25 protein-coding genes and 1 pseudogene are annotated in these 23,692 nt (G+C 68.9%); 13 read left to right on the forward strand and 13 right to left on the reverse strand.

Annotated elements, in window-relative coordinates; genetic code table 11:
• Positions 1-77 precede the first annotated feature (77 nt).
• Positions 78-1,250, forward strand: a complete 1,173-nt coding sequence (locus tag AC07DS_RS26345) for a sensor histidine kinase (protein ID WP_479149070.1) — start codon at positions 78-80, stop codon at positions 1,248-1,250.
• Entirely contained in the window at positions 1,225-1,887 is a 663-nt protein-coding gene (locus AC07DS_RS26350; protein WP_479149072.1) for a response regulator, read from the forward strand. The genes AC07DS_RS26345 and AC07DS_RS26350 overlap by 26 nt, the downstream gene beginning before the upstream one ends.
• 350 nt (positions 1,888-2,237) lie before the next feature.
• Here AC07DS_RS26350 and AC07DS_RS26355 read toward each other — a convergent pair whose 3' ends face one another.
• The gene (locus AC07DS_RS26355) at positions 2,238-3,569 is read right to left on the reverse strand and encodes a cytochrome P450 (RefSeq protein WP_479149074.1); all 1,332 of its coding nucleotides are present in this window, start codon (positions 3,567-3,569) and stop codon (positions 2,238-2,240) included.
• Positions 3,570-3,804: 235 nt separating this feature from the next.
• Between AC07DS_RS26355 and AC07DS_RS26360 the strand changes: the two genes are divergently transcribed.
• Entirely contained in the window at positions 3,805-4,320 is a 516-nt protein-coding gene (locus AC07DS_RS26360; RefSeq protein ID WP_479149076.1) for a hypothetical protein, read from the forward strand.
• Between the two features lie 128 nt (positions 4,321-4,448).
• A complete protein-coding gene (locus AC07DS_RS26365; RefSeq protein WP_479149376.1) occupies positions 4,449-4,868 on the forward strand; it encodes a VOC family protein in 420 nt (139 codons plus the stop codon).
• Between the two features lie 52 nt (positions 4,869-4,920).
• On the opposite strand, the gene AC07DS_RS26370 is transcribed toward AC07DS_RS26365, so the two are convergent.
• Positions 4,921-5,484 (reverse strand): dihydrofolate reductase family protein, encoded by a 564-nt coding sequence (locus tag AC07DS_RS26370; protein ID WP_479149078.1) that lies wholly within the window; start codon positions 5,482-5,484, stop codon positions 4,921-4,923.
• A gap of 181 nt (positions 5,485-5,665) precedes the next feature.
• Here AC07DS_RS26370 and AC07DS_RS26375 point away from each other — a divergent pair, with 181 nt between their 5' ends.
• On the forward strand, positions 5,666-6,733 hold the full coding sequence (locus AC07DS_RS26375) for a DNA polymerase III subunit beta family protein (RefSeq protein ID WP_479149079.1): 1,068 nt from the start codon (positions 5,666-5,668) through the stop codon (positions 6,731-6,733).
• A 356-nt stretch (positions 6,734-7,089) separates the two neighbouring features.
• On the opposite strand, the gene AC07DS_RS26380 is transcribed toward AC07DS_RS26375, so the two are convergent.
• Positions 7,090-8,007 (reverse strand): ribosome-inactivating family protein, encoded by a 918-nt coding sequence (locus AC07DS_RS26380; RefSeq protein WP_479149081.1) that lies wholly within the window; start codon positions 8,005-8,007, stop codon positions 7,090-7,092.
• Positions 8,008-8,026: 19 nt separating this feature from the next.
• Entirely contained in the window at positions 8,027-8,614 is a 588-nt protein-coding gene (locus AC07DS_RS26385; protein ID WP_479149082.1) for a hypothetical protein, read from the reverse strand.
• 401 nt (positions 8,615-9,015) lie between these two features.
• Between AC07DS_RS26385 and AC07DS_RS26390 the strand changes: the two genes are divergently transcribed.
• Entirely contained in the window at positions 9,016-9,813 is a 798-nt protein-coding gene (locus AC07DS_RS26390) for a GNAT family N-acetyltransferase (RefSeq protein ID WP_479149084.1), read from the forward strand.
• A 95-nt stretch (positions 9,814-9,908) separates the two neighbouring features.
• The gene (gene infA, locus AC07DS_RS26395; RefSeq protein WP_145883924.1) at positions 9,909-10,133 is read left to right on the forward strand and encodes a translation initiation factor IF-1; all 225 of its coding nucleotides are present in this window, start codon (positions 9,909-9,911) and stop codon (positions 10,131-10,133) included.
• 71 nt (positions 10,134-10,204) lie between these two features.
• On the opposite strand, the gene AC07DS_RS26400 is transcribed toward infA, so the two are convergent.
• From AC07DS_RS26400 to AC07DS_RS26420, 5 genes are read right to left on the reverse strand one after another with little or no spacing between them, the layout of a single operon-like run.
• Positions 10,205-11,533, reverse strand: coding sequence for an LLM class flavin-dependent oxidoreductase (locus AC07DS_RS26400; protein ID WP_479149086.1), 1,329 nt, complete (start codon positions 11,531-11,533; stop codon positions 10,205-10,207).
• Between the two features lie 38 nt (positions 11,534-11,571).
• On the reverse strand, positions 11,572-12,624 hold the full coding sequence (locus AC07DS_RS26405) for an aliphatic sulfonate ABC transporter substrate-binding protein (RefSeq protein ID WP_479149088.1): 1,053 nt from the start codon (positions 12,622-12,624) through the stop codon (positions 11,572-11,574).
• 42 nt (positions 12,625-12,666) lie between these two features.
• Positions 12,667-13,398, reverse strand: a complete 732-nt coding sequence (locus tag AC07DS_RS26410) for an ABC transporter ATP-binding protein (protein ID WP_479149089.1) — start codon at positions 13,396-13,398, stop codon at positions 12,667-12,669.
• Positions 13,395-14,288 carry an ABC transporter permease gene (locus AC07DS_RS26415; protein ID WP_479149091.1) on the reverse strand — a complete coding sequence of 298 codons (894 nt, stop codon included), beginning with the start codon at positions 14,286-14,288 and terminating at the stop codon, positions 13,395-13,397. The genes AC07DS_RS26410 and AC07DS_RS26415 overlap by 4 nt, the downstream gene beginning before the upstream one ends.
• On the reverse strand, positions 14,285-15,181 hold the full coding sequence (locus tag AC07DS_RS26420; protein ID WP_479149092.1) for a TauD/TfdA dioxygenase family protein: 897 nt from the start codon (positions 15,179-15,181) through the stop codon (positions 14,285-14,287). The genes AC07DS_RS26415 and AC07DS_RS26420 overlap by 4 nt, the downstream gene beginning before the upstream one ends.
• 1,025 nt (positions 15,182-16,206) lie before the next feature.
• Here AC07DS_RS26420 and AC07DS_RS26425 point away from each other — a divergent pair.
• Together AC07DS_RS26425 and AC07DS_RS26430 are read left to right on the forward strand one after the other, a co-directional pair.
• Entirely contained in the window at positions 16,207-17,205 is a 999-nt protein-coding gene (locus AC07DS_RS26425) for a quinone oxidoreductase family protein (protein ID WP_479149094.1), read from the forward strand.
• Between the two features lie 55 nt (positions 17,206-17,260).
• The gene (locus AC07DS_RS26430) at positions 17,261-18,091 is read left to right on the forward strand and encodes a DUF1684 domain-containing protein (protein ID WP_479149096.1); all 831 of its coding nucleotides are present in this window, start codon (positions 17,261-17,263) and stop codon (positions 18,089-18,091) included.
• Between the two features lie 87 nt (positions 18,092-18,178).
• On the opposite strand, the gene AC07DS_RS26435 is transcribed toward AC07DS_RS26430, so the two are convergent.
• Positions 18,179-18,715, reverse strand: a complete 537-nt coding sequence (locus AC07DS_RS26435; protein WP_479149098.1) for a GNAT family N-acetyltransferase — start codon at positions 18,713-18,715, stop codon at positions 18,179-18,181.
• A gap of 186 nt (positions 18,716-18,901) precedes the next feature.
• Between AC07DS_RS26435 and AC07DS_RS26440 the strand changes: the two genes are divergently transcribed.
• The gene (locus AC07DS_RS26440) at positions 18,902-19,270 is read left to right on the forward strand and encodes a VOC family protein (protein ID WP_479149100.1); all 369 of its coding nucleotides are present in this window, start codon (positions 18,902-18,904) and stop codon (positions 19,268-19,270) included.
• A 63-nt stretch (positions 19,271-19,333) separates the two neighbouring features.
• Entirely contained in the window at positions 19,334-20,077 is a 744-nt protein-coding gene (locus AC07DS_RS26445) for an SAM-dependent methyltransferase (protein ID WP_479149102.1), read from the forward strand.
• A 105-nt stretch (positions 20,078-20,182) separates the two neighbouring features.
• On the opposite strand, the gene AC07DS_RS26450 is transcribed toward AC07DS_RS26445, so the two are convergent.
• On the reverse strand, positions 20,183-20,590 hold the full coding sequence (locus AC07DS_RS26450; RefSeq protein WP_479149104.1) for a DUF5958 family protein: 408 nt from the start codon (positions 20,588-20,590) through the stop codon (positions 20,183-20,185).
• 270 nt (positions 20,591-20,860) lie between these two features.
• Positions 20,861-21,628, reverse strand: coding sequence for an MBL fold metallo-hydrolase (locus tag AC07DS_RS26455; protein ID WP_479149106.1), 768 nt, complete (start codon positions 21,626-21,628; stop codon positions 20,861-20,863).
• A gap of 124 nt (positions 21,629-21,752) precedes the next feature.
• Between AC07DS_RS26455 and AC07DS_RS26460 the strand changes: the two genes are divergently transcribed.
• Complete coding sequence (locus AC07DS_RS26460; RefSeq protein ID WP_479149107.1) at positions 21,753-22,682, forward strand: cupin domain-containing protein; 930 nt, start codon at positions 21,753-21,755, stop codon at positions 22,680-22,682.
• 50 nt (positions 22,683-22,732) lie between these two features.
• Here the strand turns inward: AC07DS_RS26460 and AC07DS_RS26465 are convergent, their stop codons facing one another.
• Positions 22,733-22,903: a hypothetical protein gene (locus AC07DS_RS26465; RefSeq protein WP_479149108.1), complete on the reverse strand. Its 171-nt coding sequence runs from the start codon at positions 22,901-22,903 to the stop codon at positions 22,733-22,735.
• Between the two features lie 348 nt (positions 22,904-23,251).
• Here AC07DS_RS26465 and AC07DS_RS26470 point away from each other — a divergent pair.
• Positions 23,252-23,346, forward strand: a pseudogene (locus tag AC07DS_RS26470).
• Positions 23,347-23,692: the final 346 nt, after the last annotated feature.

Below are 23,692 nucleotides of genomic sequence, written 5' to 3' on the forward strand. Positions count from 1 at the left end.
CCGTCGGCCCCGGGGCGGAGTGACGACCCGTCCTTTCGGCCGATGCGCGGCACGCCGCGGTCCCTAGGCTGAGAACCGTGCTCCGAGACGACCTGCGAACCCTGTGGACCGAACCCCGGCCGCCCGACGCGCCCGCCCGGGTGCGGCGGGACTGGGTGCTGCTCGCCGCGGGCCTTGCCGGTGTGGCGCTGGAGGCCACCCTGCGCGAGAACGTCGTGTGGCGACCGGTGGCGGTGGTGTTCACCGTATGGCTGTGCCTGCTGCCGCTGTGGCGCCGGACCCGCCCGCTGGCGGTGGTGACGCTGGCGTTCGGCTCGGTGGTCCTGCAGCCGGTGGCCTCGCTCGTCGCCGCACCGCGCGAGCCCGTCGGCCTGTACACCGGCGCGATCGTGCTCGTGCTGGTGTACGCGCTGCCCCGGTGGGGATCGGGACGCGAGATCGTGCTGGGCGGCGCGGTGATCCTCGCGGCCGGCGCGCTGTGTGTCGTCACGGACGAGACCCCGGTCGTCGAAAAGGTCGTGGGCTTCGTCTTCCTGCTGCTGCCCGGCGTGGTCGGGGCTGCCGTGCGGTTCCGGGTGACCGCTCGCGAGCGGCAGTTGGAGCAGGTGCGCTCCCGCGAGCGCGAGCAGCTCGCCCGGGAACTGCACGACACGGTGGCCCACCACGTGTCGGCCATGGTGATCATCGCCCAGGCGGGCCGGGTGCTCGCGGGCACCGACCCGTCCGCCGCCGTCGAGGCTCTGGAGGGGGTCGAGGAGGAAGGGGCGCGCACGCTGGAGGAAATGCGCGCCATGGTCGCCGCGCTGCGCGACCGCGGGGTCGGCGCCGAGCTGGCGCCGCCTGCCGGTGTCGCGGATCTGGAGCGCCTGGTGCGCGCGCCGGGTGGTCGTCTCAGGGTCGACCTGGGGCTCGACGGCGAACTGGACGCGCTGCCCCCGGCCGTGGACGCGGCCGTCTACCGGATCGTGCAGGAGTCGGTGACCAACGCGCTGCGCCATGCGGTCGACGCGACCGAGCTCGTCGTCCGGGTCGCCGCGGAACGGCACACGGTACGGGTGAGCGTGCGCGACAACGGCCGGCGCACCGGCCGGGGTCGCGACGGATACGGACTTACCGGACTGCGCGAGCGCGCGACCCTGCTCGGCGGCACACTACGAGCCGGCCCGGGTACCGACCGGGGCTGGCATGTCGACGCCGAACTGCCGAGAGCGAGGAGCGAGAGCGGTGTCCATTCGCGTCCTCGTCGCTGACGACCAGACGATCATCCGCACCGGGTTGCGGATCATGCTGAACGCCCAGCCCGGCATCGAGGTGGTCGGCGAGGCCGCCGACGGGCGGGAAGCGGTACGTCTGGCCCGCGAACTACGCCCCGATGTCTGCCTGTTCGACATCCGCATGCCCGAACTCGACGGGCTCGAGGCCACCCGGCTGGTCGCCGGCCCGGGCGTCGCCGACCCGCTGGCCGTGGTCGTCATCACCACGTTCGACCTCGACGAGTACGTCTACGGCGCGCTGCGTGCCGGCGCCCGCGGATTCCTCCTCAAGGACACGGGACCGGACCTTCTGGCCCAGGCCGTACGGTCGGCGTCCGGCGGTGAGGCGCTCATCGCGCCCAGCGTCACCGTCCGTCTGCTCCAGGCATTCGCGGACCTGCCCGCCGGCCGGCCCGTGGCCCAGCCGGTCTCCCCCGTCACCGCCCGCGAGGAGCAGGTGCTCCTCGCCGTCGCTCGCGGGCTGACCAACACCGAGATCGCCGATGCACTGCACATCAGCCTCAGCACGGTGAAGACGCATCTGGCCAGCCTGATGGCCAAACTCGGCGCCCGCAACCGGGTCGAGATCGCGATGTGGGCCTACGAAACGCGCCGTATCCTCCCCGGAACCTGAGCCGGGTGCCGGGCCATGTCCCATGAGTCCCCGCCCGGATATCAGTGCACCGGTCGGCTCACGTCGGCTCCACGTGCCTCACCCGCCCCAGAGCGTGACGTACCAGGAGGCCGGAACTGGGACGGTGAGACACTCGATACGACAAGACTCCCGACAGCTACCTCGCCAGTCTCCACCTGCACGCCTCGATGATCTGGATCAAAGACCTCACCAGGACCACCCGATGATCACGACTCGATACGCGCCCTAGTCCCCCGGCGTCAGCAACCGCGTCGGCCGGAGTGTCCTGCCCAGCTACCTGTGCCGCTCCGAACTCATCTCCGGTGTCCCGCAGTTGGGGACGACCGCCTTCAACGCGTGCGCTGCTCGGTGCGCATCAGCAGCGGGCCTGGAATGAGCGTGGTGAAAGCGCGGGGGCGGACGGTGTGGGACGGGTCCGGGCTCAGGCGCCAGCGGGGCAGGATGGTGGCCAGGGTCAGGTGGACTTGGGCGAGGCTGAACGCATTGCCTATGCACTTGTGGGGGCCCGCGCCGAAAGGCAGGAAGGCGCAGCCGGCACCGGTGTAGGACAGCTCTGCCTCGGGTCGGTCCGGATCGAAGTCGTCCGGACGGGGGTGGTGGCCGGGTGCATGGTGGAGGGCGTAGGGGCTGTAGAAGACGTAGGCGCCCTCCGGGATTCTGTGTCCGCCGAGTTGAGCGTCGGTCGCCGCACGGCGTGGGGTGAGCCAGGCCGGTGGGTACAGGCGCAGGGCCTCGGCGACGACCCGGCGCAGGAGGCCGAGACGGGGCAGGTCGTCCGGGGTGGGCAGCTTGTCACCGAGTTCGTGCCGGAGTTCGGCGTGGAGGCGTTCGTCGATGTCGGGGTGTGCCCCCAGCAGGTGCAGGGTCCAGGCGAGGAGAGCCGCGGTGGTGTCGGTGCCCGCGAGGAGGAGGGTCATGACCTCGTCGTGGATCTGCTGTTGGGGCAGGGGCCGGCCGGTGTGTTCGTCTCGGGCGGCGAGCAGCGCGGTCAGCAGGTCGGGGCTGGGGGTGGGGTCGTTCCGGCGGTCGTCGATGAGCTGCGCCACCAGGGCGTGCAATCGGCGTACGGCGGTGGTGTAGGCGCGGTTTTCGCGGGTGGGCAGTGCGTGGAGCCAGGGAATGGGCAGCGCAGCGCGCTTGCCGACGCCTGCGAAGGCGACAGGCAGGTATGTGGTGATCTCGTGGACCGCGTCGTCGGGCAGGCGTGCCGAGTACAGGCAGCGGGTCAGGGCGGTGGCGGCGATCCGGTACATCTCCCGGTCGATGCGCAGGCGCCGGCCATGGCGCCAAGTGGTGCTGCGTTCCTCGGCGACAGCCGTCATGATCTGGGCGTAGTGCTCCATGCGGTGGGGTTGGAACAGCGGCTGGAGCGTGCGGCGCTGCCGCATGTGCGATTCGCCCTCGCTCGTACCCAGGCCGTTGCCCACCAGGACGCGCACGGTCTCGTACAGCGGGCTTCCGGTCTTGGTGAACTCACGGTTGCGTACGACGAGCAGCTCGTGGACCAACCTGGGCTCGTTGACCAGGTATCCCGGGATCGGGCCCAGCCGGAGTGCGACCAGGTCGGCCTGTCCGCGGAGGGAGTCGAGGAACCGCAGAGGACGGAAACGCAGTTGCCAGGCATGTCCGAGCAGGGGAAGACCCCCGGGGGCAGTGGCCAACGTCGCGGGGTGGTCCCGGGGCTCGATATCAGTGGTGGAATGCCCGGCAGTCATCGTCGCAGTGCCCTTTCTGTGCATCGTTCACGGGGTACGCCGCCGAGTTGGGACGCTGCGCTGTGGGACACGGTCTGACGAAGACCATCACCCTCTGCAGGCACCCCGAAAGGTGCCCCGCACAGCGCACAGGCGCACGTGCAGGAGCACGGCCTCGCCCGGGCGTGAGAGCCTCACGCACGTGGCTACTGAAACCGAGGTGGGGGCGCTGTTGCACCAGCGCGGCTGGCGAACGGCATTCACGGTCGCTGAGAGGGTGAACGCCTGGGCTGCCCTGGTGAACGTCATCGAGCACGGCTACGACGACGACATCTACGAGTACACCAACGACCTCTACTGCCGAAACTGGCTGCACGAGGCGTGGCTCCTGCTGGACGAACACATCGTCCAGCTCTGGACCGAGCGGATAAAAGCTCTGGACAACCGGTACAAGGCCGCGACCGTCGACGACGACGGCCAAGCCCTCGAACAGTTCCAGAGGCTGCCCGGCCCCGACCTGTGGTGGTGGCGGCGACACCCTCGCATCCTCACCGGAGACCTCGGGCGTGCGCTTCGTTCGGCCGGCGCCATCGGCACCGACCCGGATACAGCATCCCGCTTCGCGCAGGAAACCAACTTGAGTTCTCATCCGCCAACAGAAGCGTCGGAGGAGACCGCTTGCAGGGCCACATCGCCGCTTGACCTCAACCAAGCTTGAGTTTCTAGGTTCCTTCCAGAGCCGCAGGAACGACCAGCGGCGCCTTTTCAGGGAGGTTCGCAGTGACCGAGCACGCAACCCACATCGAGATCCCCGACCGCTACCGCTATGCCGTGATCCCGCACATCATGGTCGACGACGCCGCCGCGGCGATCGATTTCTACCAGCGGGCGTTCGGCGCCGGTGAGGACTTCAGGATCGACGCTCCGGGCGGTGGGATTCTGCACGCGGAGATCACCATCGGACGCTCGACCCTGATGCTGGGCGACGCCGGCGCGGGCGAGACGGAGGCCGCTTTCTTCGCCGCGCCGACCTCACTCGGCGGAGGTACGTCCGTCACGCTGCACGTCTTCGTGCCGGACGTCGACAGCCTGGCGGAGCGCGCGGAAGCCGCAGGCGCTGAGATCATCCAGCCGCCGAAGGACATGTTCCACGGTGACCGCACCGTCATCCTGAAGGACCCTTCCGGTCACATCTGGGTATTTCTGACCCACGTGGAGGACGTCTCGCAGGAGGAGCTGCTGCGTCGCCTGTCCGCCGCCGGGTGACTGGGCCCTGTGCGCACGGTGATCCGCGTCGTGGTCGGGCCGGACGAACCGGCTAACGCGCCACGCGGTGGCGGAGGTAGACGATTCCCGAGCTGAAGGTGCGGGTTTCGACGAGTTCGAGATCCACCCGGCGCTCTCGCTGGGGAAAGAACGGAATGCCACCGCCTACCAGCACTGGGTAGACCCTGGCCCGGTACTCGTCGATGAAGCCCAACGTGGCCGCCTCGGCGGCGAGAGTCGCACCGCCGATCGCGATGTGGCCCTCCCCCGGCTCGGCTCGCAACCGTTCGATCTCCTTCGCCAGGCCTCCGGTGGCCAGGCGGGCGTTGCCCTGCACCGTCGACAGCGTGGTGGAGAACACCACCTTCGGGAGCGGGTTCCAGATCGCGGCCCACTCGAGCATCGAGTCGTCGAGCGATGGATCCTGGTCGGCGGTCTCCCAGTACAGCATCGTCTCGTACAGCCTTCGTCCCAGCAGGTGGCAGCTCACCTCTCGAATCTCGTCGGTGACGAAGCGAAAGACCTCCTCGTCGGGCGCCGTCCAATTGAAGTCGCCGTCCGGCCCGACGATGTAGCCGTCAAGCGAGACGCCCATCGAATAGGTCACCCTGCGCATCAGAATTCCTCCTCGCTTCGGCCTCGACAGTACGACCCTGGGGACAGCTTTCTCCGCCAACAGTCTCGCTTCAGTGCCGTCGAGCCGCAGCACCTCTCTTCCGCTGTCGCGACATCCGTTCCCGAGCCCGGTTGACCCTCGACCTTGTGCAGGGCCCAGAGTGCTGGGTGTGGAGAACGACATGCACAGCATTGGCGAGATGGCCCGCGACAGCGGTCTGGGCGTGAGCACCCTGCGGTTCTACGACCGTGCCGGTGTGCTGGTCCCGGCCTGGGTGGATCCGGTGAGCGGATACCGCTGGTACGAACCCGGGCAACTCGAAGAGGCCCGGTTGCTGGCCCGGTTGCGCCGGGCCGGGATGCCACTGCCGGACATCAGGCTCGTGCTGGCCAGTTGGTCCGGCGCAGACACCGATCTGGTGCGAAAACTGCTCAAGGCGCACCTGTGCCGTCTGGAACAGGGACTGTCCGATGCCCGCAGCGAGTTCTCCGCGCTCCGAGCACTACTCGATCACCGGGAGAATGCCATGACGTCGCTCCGCATCGCCACCGTCCGGCTGTCAAGCGCCGCACCCGAGCTGGCAGCCGCGCTGGACGCGGTCCGTTTCGCGGCAAGTACCGACCCTGAACTGCCGATGCTCGGCGGGGTCCTGTTCGACATCGAGGGCGAGAGACTCCACGTCGTGGCTACTGACCGCTACCGAATGGCTGTCGCGCAGGCCGGTATCGCCGGGCACGACGGGAGCCGAGTGCAGGTCATCGTGCCCACCCCGCTCGTCGACGCGATGCGGGCGCTGCTGGACAGCGAGGAAGCCGTGCGGCTGTCGGTCGACGGTGACCGCGTGGCGCTGGAGGCGGGAGACAGGCAGGCAGCCGGTGCGTGCCTCGACCACGACTTCCCCGACTACCGTCGTCTCCTCCCCCGGGCCACAGGGCGCCGCGCCGTCGTCGAGGTGGCGGCCTTCCGGAAGGCCCTGGAGACCGGTCCGGTCCGTTCCGCAGAGGCCGGAGCCCCCGACCTCAGCGTGATCAGGGTGGAGGATGGCGGCACGGCGACCCTTTGCACAGACGGTGACGCGGAGCCGAACCGCATCGCCGTCAACCGTGAGTACCTGCTGGACGCGCTGGCCGCCGGGGCCCGGGACCGACTGATTCTCGAGCTCGGCACCCCCACAGTGCCGATCGCGATCCGCCGGCCCGACGACGAGAGCACCTTCTCGATCCTGATGCCGGTCCGCCTGGAGGACTGACGGTTCGCTCACCCTGATCCGACTCGCCCGGACCAAGTCGGAGGCAGCCGGGTCAGGGTGCCGGCGAACCCATTGATGGCGACAGACACGCCACTGTCGATCGAACGAACCTGCCCCATGGTGTCCGGGTCGCCCATGGAAGCCGTCAGGGCTGCGGGGAAAACAGGGCGGCAACGCTCGCCAGGCGCACCCGCTGACCAGCGCGTAGATCATCGCGTGGACGCCGTGCGGCTCATCGTCACCGCCGGGGGCACCGGGGGGCTGCCGCGCCGAGGCACTGGCGCAGTGGCAGCGGCGCCTCCTCCAGCACGAGGTGGAGCACGGCGGCGGCAGCCCTCGGTGACCGGGTCGGTGGGTCAGCGCCTCGGTGGCGGCTTGATCAGGTAGATCCGGCGGGCCAGATCCAGCGCGGTCAGCAGCACACTGGCGCCGTTCCAGTTGTAACGGCGCTGCCGCTGCCATACGGAGTCGACAGTGCCGCTCGGGTCGGCAGCGTGCGCGTTCACGACGACCGTCGACCGATCGCTCCAGTCATGGATCTCTTGCTCGTGGTTGCCCACTGTCCAGGTCTGCCCGCCCCGGATGTGCTGGGCGATCAGCCCGGGAATCACCTGGAACCGCGCCCCTTCGGACAGGGCCACGGCAAGCCTCTCGACATGATCCCGCAGTCCGTGGTTGCTCGTGCCGGGGTCATTGACGAACAGCTGCCGTACGGCATCCCGCAGGAGGCCACGGCTGATCTGGATGCTGGGGAGGTCGCGATAGGTGACGGGGAAGGGGAAGCGCGACCTTTGGACGCTCTGGTACACGCCTGGCGGGATCATGTCGCTCCCGCCCTCGGTGAACGTGTAGACGGTCTCGCGGTTCCCGTTGCGCACGTAGAAGCCCAGCAGATAGTTGTCGGACCGGCGGAAGAGTCCCCGCACCATGCCGCCTTCGATGCCGTTGGCCTCGGCGAGCCGTCCGATGTTGATCGACTGGAAGGCGGTGGGGTCCGGGTTCCGGATCAGATGACCGGTCCCGGGCATCCGGACGGCCTCGTCCCCCAGCATCGCGCTCCGGACGTTCTGAACCGTGTGGGTGTAGAGGTTGGCGAACTCCTCGTCGCCGTCCGCTGCTCGCACCTGCGGCTGGGCCTGCGTCCGCGGCCGGGCCTCCGGCCTGCTCTGGGCGACCGCACTTCCCGCACCGAGAGTGCCCGCCAGTACGGAGACCACGACCGTGGCACCGATCAATCGCTTCCGCAGCGAGCGGTGTTCAGCTCCTCGCGTCATCTCTTCTCGGCCTTCCACGTCAGACCCAGAATTCGAACTCGGCCTGCAGCCGGCCCTGGCTGACCCGGCCTGCGTCGCTCCAGTAGCGAGCCTTGAACTCCCTGCCGTGCTGCAGGCTCACGTCGATCAGCGTCGAGCCGTACGCGGCGCAGTGGGCATTGCCGCAGGCCCAGTCCCACGCGACGCGCTTGCCGTCACTGTTCACGATCTCGATCCAGTCCCAGCGGTCGTACGCGTCCCGCCCCGAGGGGGCCATCCACGTGACGTTGATCCCCTTGATGTGGGACTGGTACCACGAGCCCCGGAACTGCGCGGGCGTCACATCGTTGATCAGAAAGTCGGTGTTGAGACTCTCCTGCTGCGCCCCGGCCGTCCCGAGAGCCTTGTCCTGGTGCGTCGGCGGCTGCCAGTGCTCACGCGCCGAGTCGGCAGCCGGAGCCGCCGACACAGCCGCCTGCGTCGACTGCGAGGCCGCGGTGGACGTCCCCAGCGCCACCACGGACACACACGCGAGCACCCCGGCTACGACGGCGCCCCGCCGCCGAGGCGTGTTCACCCCGGCGGATAAGGAAGCAATCTTGCCCTTGTCTCGTGTACGGAACAACATGCGCACTCCACCTTGTCGTTGATCGGTGACCGATGCACCGGAAACGCTAGGGAGCAGCTGTCAACGTTCCTTTGACGACCGCTAAACGCGAGCCTTTCACGCATGGACGCAAGGCATACGATCTTCGATGTCGTTCCACTTGGTCGACCGGCCTGGTAAGACATCGTCTCCTTGGTGCTGCTGCAAGCGACTCGTCCGCGTCACCACGTAGGCCACGGTCTAAATGAGTTGGGCGGACCGGCAGTCGCTGGTACCGTCTGGGCAGCCGTGAGAGAACGCGAGGAGGTGAGACCCATGAAGGCTGTATCGGTGTGGGTGCTCCCCCTTTTCGTCACGGTGGGCGGTTGACTTAGGTGTCGCCGGGAGCGCCTCGGACAAGGCACTCCTGAGAGGCAACACCTATGAACTTTGCGCATTCCACTCCGGGCACGCCCAACCACGCGGTCGTGGTCACGCGGACTTCGGACATGCAGTGGGCCGCCGTGGAGGACGATCGGGCGGTCGGCCGCGGCGACGCTTCACGTCGGCCCGACGGGCGGCTCTTCATCAGTGTCGACGCGTGGCACGGCGCGGTCTTCGACCACATCGCCGATGCCATGCTGGCGGACCTGAAGACACCGCTCTACACCGTCGTCGACGAGGCCGACCACGACTCGAGGTCCGCCTGGGAGCGGGCCGGCTTCACCGCTGTACGCCGCGAGTGGGGCTATGACGTGCCCACCGACCCACAGGTCACCGGGCTCGGTTCGGTTCGGCCCCCGTCGGGCGTGACGATCGTGCCTGCCGGTGAGGCGGAGGAGGGCCCGCTGCGTGCCCTGGACCGCATCATCCGCGACGAGGTCGAAGCCGCCGTCGGATGGCAGACGATGCCGGCCGAGGTGCTGCCACGGCCGGCGGGGACCACCGTGGTCGATCCGTCCAAGTACGCGGTCGCGCAGCACTCCGACCAGTACGTGGGGCTGGTCCGGGTAGCGCCGCTGACCCGGCAGCCACGGATCGGGCTGATCGCGGTCCGAGCCGACTGGCAACGCCACGGCATCGCCCTGGCGCTGCTGGCCCACGCTCTGGGTTCGCTGCACCGCTCCGGGACCGCTTCGGCGTGGGCTGAGGTGAACGAGTCCAACGCGGCGGCTACCGCACTCTTCGAGAGCATCGGTGCCCGGCGCGCAGCCGGAACTCTGGAGTTCGTCCGCCGCTGATGTTCCCTCATATCGCGCAGAGCGACCGTGCCGAGCGCGCACCGCGTTCGTTTCCTGCCGAATACACCGTCACAGAACAGGAGAAGTGAGAGACCATGACAAAAACATCAGGGGGTGTAGAAGTCGAAGGCACAGTCGTCGAGTGCCTGCGCAATGCCACCTTCAAGGTGGAACTCGAGAACGGGCACACAGTGCTCGCGCATATCAGCGGGAAGATCCGGAAGAACTACATCAAGATCCTCCCCTACGACCGGGTGCTCGTGGAACTCAGCCCCTACGACCTGACCCGCGGACGGATCCGCTACCGGTACAGGGCGTAGCGGAACGACCCTGCCGGGCCGGCGCGGGCGGACTCCCGCCGCTGTGGGAAGCGGTGGGAGTCGCCGGCAGGTCAGTCGTGGAACTGGTTCGCCGGGACCGGGAGCCCGTAGTGCTCGCGCAGGGTCGTGCCCTCGTACTCCTCGCGGAACAGCCCCTTGCTCCGCAGGATCGGCAGTACGTGCTCGACGAAGGCCGCGAGGCCCGACGGCAGGGCGGGCGCCATGATGTTGAACCCGTCCGCGGCACCGCCCTCGAACCAGTCGATGATCGTGTCTGCGACCTGTTCGGGCGTGCCGACGAACTCGAAGTGGCCGCGCCCGCCACCGAGCCGGGAGATGATCTGCCGGACCGTCAGCCGCTCGCGCACCGCGAGATCGATGATGAGGTCGGAACGGCTCTGCGAGCCCTCCAGCTTGGGCCTGGCTAGGATGAAGTCCGGCAGGGACGCGTCGAGTTCGAAGACCGAGGGCTCGGTTTCGAACACGGCGGCCAGCTGGCGCAGTCCGTACTCCGGGACGCGCAGTTCGTCGAACTCCTGCGCAAGCGCCCGGGCCTCCACCTCGGTCGATCCGATGTACGGAACGATGCCCGGCAGGACGATGACGCCTTCCGGGTCGCGCCCCGCAGTGCTGGTCCGCGCTTTGATGTCGGCGTAGAAGGCGGACGCGCGCTCAAAGGTCGTGTGGGCGGTGAAGATGGCCTCGGCGTGGCGGGCCGCGAAGTCCTTGCCGTCCTCGGAGGAGCCCGCCTGGACGAGCAGCGGGTAGCCCTGCGGCGGACGCTCGACGTTGAGCGGGCCGGCCACCTTGAAGTACCTCCCCTGGTGACCGATCCGGTGCAGGCGCCCGGGGTCGGCGTAGCGGCCCGTGGTCCTGTCCGCCTCGACGGCCTCGGACTCCCAGCTGTCCCACAGCGCCTTGGCGATCTTCAGGAACTCGTCGGCGCGGGCGTAGCGCTCGGCGTGGTCGGGGCGGTCGTCCAGGCCGAAGTTGGCCGCCTCGTCCGCCCCTGCCGAGGTGACGATGTTCCAGCCGGCGCGGCCGCCGCTGACGTGGTCGACGGACGCGAGCCGACGGGCGAGGTTGTACGGCTCGTTGTACGTCGACGAGACGGTCGCGATGAGGCCGATCCTGCTGGTCGCCTGGGACAGCGCGGTCAGCAGTGTCAACGGCTCGAGCTGGCCCGGCGGCCGGAACTCGCCGGTGCCGATGAGGGCCGGGCCGTCCGCGAGGAACAGCGAGTCGAACTTGGCGCTCTCGGCCAGCTGTGCCAGCTCGATCCAGTGCCGCAGATCGAAGTCCGCCCGGGGATTGCTGTGCGGGAGCCGCCACGCTGCCTCGTGGTGGCCGGCCTCCATGAGGAAGGCGTTGAGATGGAGCTGTCGCCGTCTCGGGCTCATGGGTTCTCTCCTTTGCGTTTCGAGGTGGACGGCGAGGCTCAGTCGACCGCGAGCTTCGAGCTGTCGTAGCCGGCCGGGAGCAGGTTGTCGGTGATCGACGCGACGTCGACCTTCTTGGTGATCTGCCCCGCCTCCAGGAAGGCGTCGGCGAGCTTCTGCTCCAGCGCGATGTCCGACTGCTCGACCGGAGTGACCCGGTTCGAGTAGGCAGCCAGGGACGTCTTGGCGTCGTCCAGCGGGATGCCCTGCTCCTGCGAGAGTGCCTGCGCGTATTTGTCGGGGTTCTTGACCGCCCAGGCAAACTCTCGCGAGAGCCTCTTCAGGACGTCCGTGAGAGCCGCGCGCTTGGTCTTGTCGGTCAGCGACGTGGCGCTTGCGACGTAGTAGCTGCTCGTCTGGTCGATCGGCGGGAGACCCTTCACCAGGATCCGGGCGCCGTTCTTGACCGCGATCGCCGACTGCGGGTTCCAGATCGACCAGGCGTCCACCTTGCCGGTGTTGAACGCCGTTGCTGCGGCCGCCGGGTCGAGGAAGACCAGCTTCACGTCCTTGGGGGTGAGACCGACGCTCTTCAGTGCGTTCAGGGCCAGACCATGAGCCGAACTGCCCTGCGGAACAGCGATCCTTCTGCCCTTGAGGTCGGCGGCCGTCTTCAGCTGCGAGCCCTTCGGCACGATGATGTTCTCCACCGCCTGATCGGGCGTGAGCGAGCGATTGACGGCGACGACCTTGAAGCCGTACTCCTTGGCGGCCCCGGTGATCGGCGGTACGTCACCGACGCTGCCCAGGTCGATGTCGCCAGACGCGGCAGCCTGCACGAGCGGCGGGCCGTAGGTGAAGCGGGCGAACTTGACCTTGTAGGAGGCGTTGTCGAACACGCCGGTCAGCTTCGCCAGGGCCTGGCTGCCGTCACCGCCGTTGTCGCCGATGGTGAAGGTGTACCTGCTCCACTCGGGGTGCTTGGCGGTGCTCGCCGCGCCGACGTTGCTCAGTGGTGCGGCGGTGTCCGACTCCGATCCGCAGGCGACGAGGGTGCTGGCCAGGGCGAGCAGGCCGACGGTGCCGATGACTCTGGTGGTTCTGGTGCGCATGTCTGTCGTGCCTTCTGTGCTGGGTGAGGGTGTTCGGGCAGGTCAGTGCTGGCCGGCGAGGCCGAGGTCTGCCAGGAGGCGGGCGCGCAGTTCCTCGCGGGCGACGCTCGCTTCGCGGTCCGTGGCGGAGAGGTGGACCTCGTGCGAGGTGCCGATACGGCCGTTGCTCATGACGACGATGCGGTCTCCAAGGGCGATCGCCTCGTCGACGTCGTGGGTGACGAGCAACATGGCGGCTTGGTGCTTGGTCCGCAGCCTGCGTACGAGGTCGTGCATGCGCAGCCGTGTGATGGCGTCGAGTGCGGCGAACGGTTCGTCCAGCAGCACGAGTTCGGGCTCCGAGACCAGTGCCCGCGCGAGCGACACCCGCTGGGCCTCGCCGCCGGAGAGCTCCTTGGGCCATGCCTTTTCACGGCCCGCGAGCCCGACCTCGGCCAGCACGTCGCGGGCCCGCTGTTCCGCGTCGGGTCCGTGCAGGCCGAGCGTGACGTTGCGCAGGACGCGCTGCCACGGCAGCAGCCGGTCGGCCTGGAAGACGATCGCCCGCTTCGCCGGGACCTCCACGCGCCCTCCGTCGGGCCGGTCCAGTCCGGCGAGCAGACGCAGGAGGGTGCTCTTGCCGCAGCCGGAGGGGCCGAGCAGGATCACCAACTCCTCGTCGGCGATGGCGAGGTCGAGGTGGTCGAGCACCACTCGGTCGCCGAACTGACGGACCACCTGCTCGACGACGACCCCGGTCTGCCGACGGGGCTCCGTCGCAACTGCGCTGCTCATGACGCCTCATAACTGGGTCGCCACCGCAGCAGTACCCGCTCGAGAACCCGGACGAACTGGTCGGCGAGCAGACCGAGGAGCGAGTAGATCACCAGCCCCACGAAGACCTGGTTGGTCTGCAGGTAGGTCTGCCCCTGAGTGATGAGAAAGCCGAGTCCCTGGTCGGCGTTGACCGTTTCGGCTGCGACGAGGCCCAGAACGCTGTACGCGAGAGAGGACCGGAGACCGACGAGGAACCCCGGCAGGGCCCCGGGCACCAGCACGCGCGTCACCAGGCGCCAGGTACCCGCGCCCGTTGCGCGTGCCATCTCGATCAGCCGCTGGTCGACGCCCCGGATCGCGGCGAACAGGTTGAGATAGATCGGGACGCCGGCTCCGAAGGAGATCAGCAGCACCTTCGTGAGTTCGTCGATGCCGAACCACACGATCATCAGCGGCAGCACCGCAAGGAGAGGGATCGTGTTGAGCACTTGCACGACGCCGTTGAACAGGTACTCACCACTGCGCAGCAGCCCGCCGAGCACACCGGTGACGATGCCTGCTGTCAGTCCGATCGCGAGACCGATGCCGGCCCGCTGCAGCGAGATGGCCAGATCCGGGCCGAGGACGCCCTGTTGCCACAGATCGGCGGCGGACTTCACGATCGAGGTCGGTGCCGGAGCGTAGGTCTTCGCCAGCACTCCGGCCCTGGCGAGCACCTCCCAGGCGATGAGGATCACGACCGGCGTCGTGTAGATGCCCAATGGCCAGCGCAGTCGCTCGCGGAGTGTGCTGATCGGCGTCCGACGGCGGGCGTCGCCCGGCAGGAACACCTCGCGTTGCCGCGCGCTCCTCGTCTCGGCGTCGGGGCCCTTGGTGAGGACCGGCGCCAGGATGTGTGCCTCGGTCATGCCGCCACCGCCGGCACACCGCTGTAGTGCGAGGCGTCCCCGACGAGCTGCTCGCTGCGACGGCCGTCGGCACCGACCGGTGTGTCTCCCGCGACTGTCACCCGGTTGAGGCGGCGCGGGTGGTCGTCGTGGTTGTCCACTCCGTAGTGCTGGGTGATCCGGTTGTCGAAGATCAGCAGCTGGTTGGGGGACCAGGTCCAGCGCAGGATGTTCTCCGGACGCGTCACGTACGACTGGAAGATGCGCAGCAGGTCGGCCGACTCGCTGCTCGACAGGCCGACGATCCGCTTGGCGAACCCGCCGATGAACAGCCCGTGTTCGCCTGTCAGCGGATGCACCCGCACGACCGGGTGCTCGGCCTCGTAGGGCGTCGCGACGAAGATCCGGTCGTACTCCTGCTGCTGCTGCATCGTGGCGTCGGGGCGGGCGTAGTCGTACTGGTTGGTGTGCACGACGCGCAGCGAGTCCGCGAGGGCCCGCAGCGGTTCGGGCAGGTCGCGGTAGGCGGCGCCGGCGTTCGCGACGAGCGTCTCGCCGCCGTAGGGCGTGGTCACGATGGACCTGAGCGTCGTGAGCTGCGGCGGGTTGACCACGAAGGTGACGTCCGTGTGCCACTCGTTCGCCTTGGACGTCTCGCTGTCGACGGCGAGCACGTGGGTCGTGCCGTCGGCAGCCGGCACGTTCGGGTGGGCGGTGGTGAGTTCGCCGAACCACCGGGCCACGCGCTCCTGACCGGCGTTGTCGAGGTCGACGTCGTCGAAGACGATCGCCTTGTGCTCGCCCAGCGCGTCACGGAGTGCCGTGACCGTCGAGGGATCGGGCGGCGCCGTGAGGTCGACGCCCTCGACGACCGCACCGACGCGGCCGGTGAGCTTGCGGATGGACAGAGACATGAGGAGGTCCTTCTCGGGGGAAGCGGGCGCACCACCGGGTGCTGAGGGGTGAAGGGTGGGAGTGAACGATCGGCAGACGGGCCGATCACCGGGTATGCCGGACGGCCGGCGGCGACCCGCCGAACCTGATGGCACGCTGCTCGGTCGGCCCTAACCGGCTGACGGCTCGACTGTCTTCAGTGACCGCTTCGGCCTGCTCGAACAGCCTCTTTGCCCGTGCGATCCCCGGTTCCGCCGACACTTCTCCCCACAGCCGGGACGGAGAGATGTGCGCAGGAGCCGGAGAAAGAGGAGTTCAGGAGGCGGATACGGCGATCCCACAGAACAGCGCCGCATTACGGGCGACTTCGCACCGCCTGTGACCGGCGCACCGTCGGTGCACACCGGCTGCTGCTGGGGACCACTGGCCGGATCAGCGACAACAAAACGCGCTGGAGACGTGCGCCAGATCGATGTGGCGCCGCCGAGTCAGGTCCACGCGCGGGTTCATGAAACGGGAGTTCAGCAGACGTCCACCATGTCGGTCAAGAACTTCCGGGCAGGTCTTGCATTGCGGACAGGGAGAGCTGACGACGGGCCTCGCCGAGACGTATGACCTCCGGGTGATCGAGTCCCCTGTACGGCGGCTACTGCTTCCTCATCGTGTCACTGGTGTGGTTCGCGGCGGCTGTGGTTTGCTGGCCTCATGACCGTGCTCGTGACCCGCCGCCACGTCGACTACGTGCGCGTCACGACCACGGCTTGTTCCGCCGGACGGTGACGCCGCACGCCAGGTGCCCTGTCGCTCCCCCGCGGCTCCGTTCCTGCCTCTGTGCCCCCAGCCGCCCGTGACGGTCGTTCCCGGCCAACGCCATGCACCAAGTCGTTGGTCCACGAACACCTCAGGATCCGGTTGGTGCGTCCCCTTCGCCCATCTCTGAACCGAGAGCGCCTCCGGCGAGCGGCGTCCCCTGACACGCACCTCCTTCGTGGAGAGCCAAGGCTCTCGGCTTCCAGCCCGACACAACGGTTGAGGTAGACACCGCATGCGTGCATATGGATTCAAGTCGAATGGCGGCCCTGAGGTCCTGGAGGAGATCCGGACGCCGACACCGGTGCCAGGTCCGGGCCAGGTGCTGATCGAGGTCGCGTACGCCGGGGTGAACTTCGCCGAGGTGCAGCACCGGCGTGGCGAGTTCGGCGAGCCCGACGGCCACGGCGGCTACGACGTGCCCGGCCTGGAGGTATCCGGCACGGTCGTCGCGCTCGGCACCGGGGCGAGAGGACCGGCTGCCGGCGAGCGTGTCGCCGCCTACCTTCCGGCTTTCGGCGGCTACGCCGAGTTCGCCGTGGCGGACACGGACTTCGTCCGGCCGGTGGGCACGCTCCCCTTGGCACACGCGGCGGGAGTGCCATGCGTGTATCCGACGGCTTACGGGGTGCTGGCGGACGCGGGACGGCTGCGCGACGGCGAGACCGTGCTGATCCATGCCGGCGCGGGCGGAATCGGCTCGGCCGCGGCTCGGATCGCACGCGCGCTCGGCGCGAACCTCGTCCTGGGCACGGTGGGCTCCCCCGAGAAGGGCGAACAGGCCGGCGCTCTTGGCTACGACGCGTTGTTCGCCCGCGAAGGCTTCACGGCCTCGGTCCTGGAACTCACCGGGGGACGCGGGGTCGACCTGGTGCTGGACCCGGTCGGCGGGCCGGTCCGGCGCGCGAGTCTGGATGTGCTGGCCCCATTCGGCCGGGTCGTGGTCTACGGGGACCTCGGACGCCACGCGGACTGGACGGCGGACGTCTGGGATCTGTGGAAGAACAGCCGCAGCGTCGCCGGATACAACATCGGCGACGTCGCCCGCCGCTCCCCCGCCACGATCGGCGAGCACCTGTCCAGGGCACTGTCCGCTCTTGCCTCCGGGGCGCTTCCCCACGACCCCCCGACCGTCGTCCCGTCCGCGGAGCTCACCGAGGTCCACCGACGCTTCGAGGCCGGAGGCACCCGAGGCAAGACGGTGATCGAGATCGGCGGACATGGCACCACGTGACCCGTACTCCCAGTACCCCCACCCTCCATCAGCACCGCATCCCGCAGGAGTACGCATGACTGTCCAGGATTCCCCCGCCGGCATCGACGCCTTCGCCGCTGATTGGGAGGCGTGGCACCTTCGGAGGGATGCCGCGCTCGCCCACGAGCACGGATTCCTTGCGATCACCGGCCTGCACTGGCTGAGTGCCGACCCCGTACGCTTCCCCGACGCGCCCGGCACCTGGTCGTCGGACGACGCCGGCGTCACTGTCGTCCTCGGTGACGGCGAGGAACTTGTCGTCGACGGCACCCCGGTGCACGGGCGACACGCATTCGGCGTCATCCGGGAACGCGGCGACGTCAAGGCTGCCTGGGGCGATGCGGTGATCGAGATCGCCAAGCGCGGCGGCCACGACCTGCTCCGGCCGAGGCACCCACAGCATCCACTGCGCACCGCGTTCACCGGGACGCCCGCATACGCCCCGGACCCGCGCTGGGCGGTCACCGGCAGGTACGTCCCCTTCGCCGAACCGCAACCGACAACCGTGGGCGCCGCCGTCGAGGGGCTGCAGCACGTCTACGACGCACCTGGCCGTATCGCCTTCCGCATCGGCGGCCGGGAGCTCAGCCTGACGGCGTTCGACGGGCTCGCACCGGGCAGCCTCACGGTGCTGTTCACCGACACGACCTCCGGCGTGACCACTTACGCTGCCAACCGCGCCCTGCAGATCGACGCCCCCGAACCCGACGGCACCGTCGTGCTGGACTTCAACCGCGCCACCAACCTGCCGTGCGCCTACACCGACTTCGCGACGTGCCCGCTGCCACCCGCCGAGAATCGGCTCCCGGTGGCGATCGAAGCCGGCGAGCAGATCCCCCACGAGCGGAAGCCGGTCGCGCAGTGAGGGTCTCACCCTTGCCCCAGATCTAGTCCCTGTGGTTCTTGACCCCGGGCAGCACCCAGCGGCCGCAGCCGCACGGCCCCGGCCTGATCAACCGCGCCTGGTACAGGTCCGGTACAGCACGCACTGGCGGAGTGGCCCTTCGGGAACGCTTGGATCCTCGAAGTCGTCGGCCGGGTCGCGGGTCATGCCGATGCGGCGCATCACCGCCTGGGAACGAAGGTTGTTGACGGTCGTCGACGCAACCACTTCCGTCAGTCCCAGGGTCCCGAAGCCGAAAGCCAGGCAGGCCAGGGCAGCCTCGGTGGCGTAACCGTGGCCCCACACCGAACGCGCCAGCCGCCAACCGATGTCCACCCCAGCGAACGGCATGTCCTCGCCCACCTCGTCCAAGCCGACGCGCCCGATGAACTCGCCGGACTCCCGCACTTCCAGCGCCCACCACCCAAAACCCCGCTCGTCGAACGCGGCCTGTATCTCCGCCACCACGGCATCGCTTTGCTCACGCGTCAGCAACTCCCCCAGGTGCTCCCGGACTTCGGGATCGGCGTTCATCGCCGCCCACGGTGCGAGGTCGGACTCCCGCCACCGGCGCAGGAGGAGACGGTCAGTACGCAGTTCGGGCATGCGGCTCAGCCAACCCGGTCGAGATCGGGATGTCGATCGGTTAATCGTCGAGGCGATGCCGGCTCCGACAAACACGGACGATCTCTCGGCGTCATGGAACAGATGAAGGACTGCACGCTCACGCCGATGAGTTCACCGTCCTCGAACGGTCCACCCAGCGACACGACCGTTCTCGACAGGAGTGCCATGTCCACCATCCAGCCAGTGATCATCACTGCCGACCAGGACGTCCTGCTCGGCTTCTATACGAAACTGTTCGGCGCCGAGGAGATCTTCCGGGTACCGGCGGAAGGCCCGGCCTTCTACATCGGCTTGCGCATCGGCGACACCGACCTCGGGCTGGTGGCCAAGACGGACCCGGGGACCGGGGCGGCACCGCGGATCCTGCTCAGCATCGGTGTCGACGACGTCGACGAGACTCTCGGCCGGGTGACGGCGCTGGGCGGTTCGGTCCGCGGTGGCCCCAACGACATGCCGTGGGGACAGCGCGTCGCCCACATCCAGGACCCCGATGGCAACCCGTTGAACATCACCCAGCCGATCCCGGCCCGGTGACGCTGCTCCGGGGGTCGCCGTAAATGAGGTGCGCCCTCGCTCTGCCGTTGGCATGCTGCCGCGGTGAATCGCGAACAGATCTCCCGCATCGCCCATGCCGACCACCCGATCAAATCTCCGCTCGGCGATGAGTCGGTACGCCGACTGCTGGACCGCGGGCTCCCGAAGGGCGACGAGCGGGTGCTCGACCTCGGATGCGGTGGAGGTGAATGGCTTCTGCGCGCCCTGGCCACGCGGCCGGGTGTGCACGCCGAGGGCGTGGACATCTCCGAGGACGCCCTGGCCCAGGCGGCCGCCGCCGCACGCGGCCTCGGCGTCCAGGAGCGCCTCGTCCTGCACCACCAGAAGGCCGAGGAGTTCGTGTCCGGGGAGCCCTTCGACGTGGTCCTCAGCTTCGGGGCCGCGCATGCCTTCGGTGGTCTGCTCCCCACCCTCGCCGCGGCCCGCGAACACCTCGCTCCCGGCGGCCGTGTCCTCATCGGTGACGGGTTCTGGGAAAGGTCCCCGTCGCAGGAGGCCGTCGAGATGCTCGGGAACTTCACCGACCTGGCGACCACCCTTGACCGTGTCGTCGCCGACGGCTGGACTCCCGTGCAGGGGCACGTCAGCACGCGTCAGGAGCTGGACGACTACGAATGGGCCTGCTGGGGTTCCCTGGCCGCATGGGCCCTGGACCACCCTGACCATCCGGACAGCTCGCAGGTGCTCGAGACGGCCACGGGCCGCCGCACCGAATGGCTGCGCGTCTACCGGGAAACCTGGGGCTTCGTCTCCCTGGTCCTGCGCCGGACACACGACTCCGCCTGAGCCCGTCCGCGCTCTACTTGAACGTCGAGTTGAAACCAGCTTCGGCGTGGTCGCCGCGTCGGTCGAGCGGCGTCCCGAGGGTGGCCTGGCCGGGAGCGACGGATTCTAGCCGGCGGATTCAGTGGCGGTCAGCCGGTGCCACCAGTGACCGCATCCGCCGGAGCAGTAGCGCTCGCGGCGCCGTCCGTCCGCGATCGCGAGTACCGCGATCAGAAGCCGGAACGCCTTACGGCGCTCGTCGACAGGGGTGAGAAGGGCGATCTTTCCCAGTTGCTGGTCGATCCGCCCGCGGGTGATCAGCACCGCGGGTGTGTGCGTCGGGCGCAGCCCGGCTCGGCGGATGCTCTCCGGTCCGTCCTCGGTGACGGCGCGAGCCTGCGTGCAGTGATGGCTCAGGAAGAGCAGCACCTCGGACTGCTCCTCCGGGCCGAGGCCGTCGAACCATTCGATGCCCTGCGCCATCGGGCGCAGTTCCTGGGCGAGTTCGTTGAGTATGACGTCGCGTCCCGTCACGAAGGACTCCCTTTGAACAGGCGGCACTCAGCCAGTTCCGCCAGCTGATCACGCCATTCGAGCAGGGTCGTGGCTACCAGCGGGACAGTCGCGTCCAGCTGAGTCACCATGCCACTCTGCCGTGTGCAGCCGCTCCGGCACCAACCCGATAACGAGCAGCAGCGCCACAGCCTTGGAAAGCAATCTCCGTCCGCCTCCGGAATCCGCATAGCACCATGACGGTCCGGAGATCTTCAAGGGCACCGGTGATCGCGGGACGGTGACAGGCTTTCAGGCATCGCTGGAAACGGCGTCATTCACCCGTACCCGCAGCCGTCCCCTCGCTTCCAGCCGCTCCAGCCGTCGCTGCTCCCGCACCGCCCACCGCCGTACCCGGTCAGGGTCAAGCACGCCACCGTGGCCTGCGTGCAGACGCTCGGGTCCCAGGTCGAGCATGCGCCGGAGACTGGCCAGATTGGCGAGCGGGTCGTCGTGGAACGGTGGGTTCCAGGGCCGACGGGGCAGCAGCCCCAGCAGCGGTGTCGCAATCAGGTCTCCCGCAACCAGGTCGCCCGCCCCGGTGAGGACGGACACCGACCCCGCGGTGTGGCCCGGGGTGGGGACGATGCGTGCGTCGATGCCGTAGTCCCCGAGCGGTGTCTCCCCGCGGACGAGGACCTGCGGAGTGAACGGCTCGGCCCGGACATGGAAAGGCGGCAGCGGGGCCAGCAGCCTGCCCAGCCTCCCGGTCGGCAGGTAGGGCTCGCGCACCCGGCCGCTGGTGTACTGCCCGAGATCGTCCACGTGCGCGGCGATCGGCGCCCCGGTCAGACGGCTCAGTTCGGCGGCTCCGCCGAAGTGGTCGATGTGACCGTGAGTGACGACAATCATGGAAATGTCGTTCGGGTCGACCCCTTGCTCGGCGACGCGATCGTAGACCTTGCGGCCACTGCCGGGGACACCGGAGTCGACGACGACCGGTCGGCGGCCGAGGAGCAGATAGGCGTTGACGTTCCGCTTCCCGAGGAGCGGGAGGGGGATGACCTTCGTGCCGGGCACGGGGTACTCCGTTCAGTGAACAGGTTCGGACATCTCGACGCTACGAACACCGACTGAGCCGATCCATGCTTGTGATGCGCACATTCATTGCCGTTCGTCTCACGTATTCGTCTAGGCTGCCGGCATGGACGCGCTCGCGGATGTCCTCGCCGCAGCCAAGATCGGCGGCACCGTGCTCGCCCGGGTCGACGTGGCAGCGCCCTGGGGCATCGAGTTCCCGAAGCTGCCGATCGCGGTCTTCCACACCGTCGTCGACGGCTCCTGCTGGCTGCGCCGCCCGGGGGCCGAGCCGGTCCGGCTCGCCACTGGTGATCTGGTCCTGCTGCCCGTCGGCGCCGGCCACGTCATGTCCGGCGCACCGAGCGGACCGGCGACGGCCTATGACGACCTCGTCGCCGCGCAACCCGGACACCGGGAGTCGGAGGTCCACATCCCCGGCCCCGGGCCCCGTACCCAGATCATCTGCGGCGGCTACCGCTTCGACGGACGCGTCTCCCGCCCGCTGCTCACCCTCCCACCGGTGCTGGTTCTGCCCGCTGCCGACGGCGAAGACCACGAGCGCAGCGAACTCGCCGACACCCTCAGGATGCTCACAGCCGAGCTCGCCGAGCCCCGGCCCGGTTCCCGGACGGTCATCGACCGGCTGACCGACGTGCTCTTCGTCCACATCGTGCGTCGGTGGACCGCGGAGCAGGGCGATCACGGCGCCTCCTGGGTCCTGGGCCTGCGAGACCCGCAGGTGGCTGCCGCGATCTCACTCCTGCACGAGGACCCGGCGCAGCCCTGGACCGTCGAGGAACTGGCACGCCGGGTCGGCGTCTCCCGCGCCACGCTCTCCCGGCGCTTCACGGAACTCGTCGGCGAGCCACCACTGGCCTACCTCACCCGCTGGCGCCTGGAACTGGCAGGCCGACGCCTCCGTGACACCGCCGACGCGCTGCCGGCCGTGGCCAGGAGCGTTGGCTACACCTCGGTATCGGCGTTCTCGCGGGCCTTCACGCGTCAATGGGGAACACCGCCGAGCCGCCACCGCACCGACCATCACCTGCCATGAGCGTCAGGGCTCTGCCCGCAGTGAGGCCGGCTTGCCCGCCCGGACATCACCTAGTGAACGATGCGCGTGGCTGCCCCGTCCTCGGGGTTCCCGTACTTCGAGATCAACTGGGCATCGCTCATGCGGTCGACTTCTTCGCTTCGTTCGACGGGAAAGATCACGTGGGTGTCCTTGTCCGTCCAGTACTCGATGACGCGATGTGTGTCGGTGGCTCGGCTCATGCTGTGCTCCCTCGCTGCGCGTGGAGCTCAGGCTGCATCTATGCAGGCCGAGGGTCAATGGGAGCAAGGGCTTCCGTTTCAGTAATCGGAGGAGTAGGTTCCGCTTACCCCGCGTCGGCGTCCTTGAGGACGCCGGCCCGCCGGTCCCGGGGCGGCGGGCCACGCGGGGGCTAAAGCTCCACCCGCTCTGCCCATTCCTGTGGCGGACGGCGTGGCACGGCGGCTGCACCTGGCACGGCGGCTGCGGAGGCACGGGGTGCATCAGCGGCCCGTCAGCGCCCCGTCAGTGCTTCCTGCCAGTCTTTTCCACGCGAAGGCAACGGGGCAGCGCCCCGGGGCCAGGAGCGAGGAGAGGTGCCCGGAGTGGTTGATCGGGGACCAGCGAGCACGCCTCAAGGTCGGATCCTTCGGGGTCCACGCAGGTTCGAATCCTGCCCTCTCCGCCGAATGACCGGTCCAGCCGGCCGCGGTGCGTCAGAGAGAGGTGAGACCGAGATCGAAGGAGCTGTCGAAGCCGCACCGGAGGGGAGTACCGAGACACCTTCCGGCTGAAGCAGGACCCCGAATCCGGGACGGCCAGGCACCCCGACGTGGTGGGCCGCTGTGCGATCGCGGACGACTCGGTGATCGACATGGCCGGCCAGGCCGACACGGCCGCCGCACCCGGACAGGCCGGCGTGCTGCTGGGGCGGCGGAAGCAGCTGGGCACCCGGAGCGGGGCAGCAACTGCGCCTTTCTGCGCGCCACGTTCAGGGAGTGCGCCCGCAACGTCACCCCGACCTAAGCGGT

Source organism: Streptomyces sp. NPDC044064, from assembly GCF_056434245.1.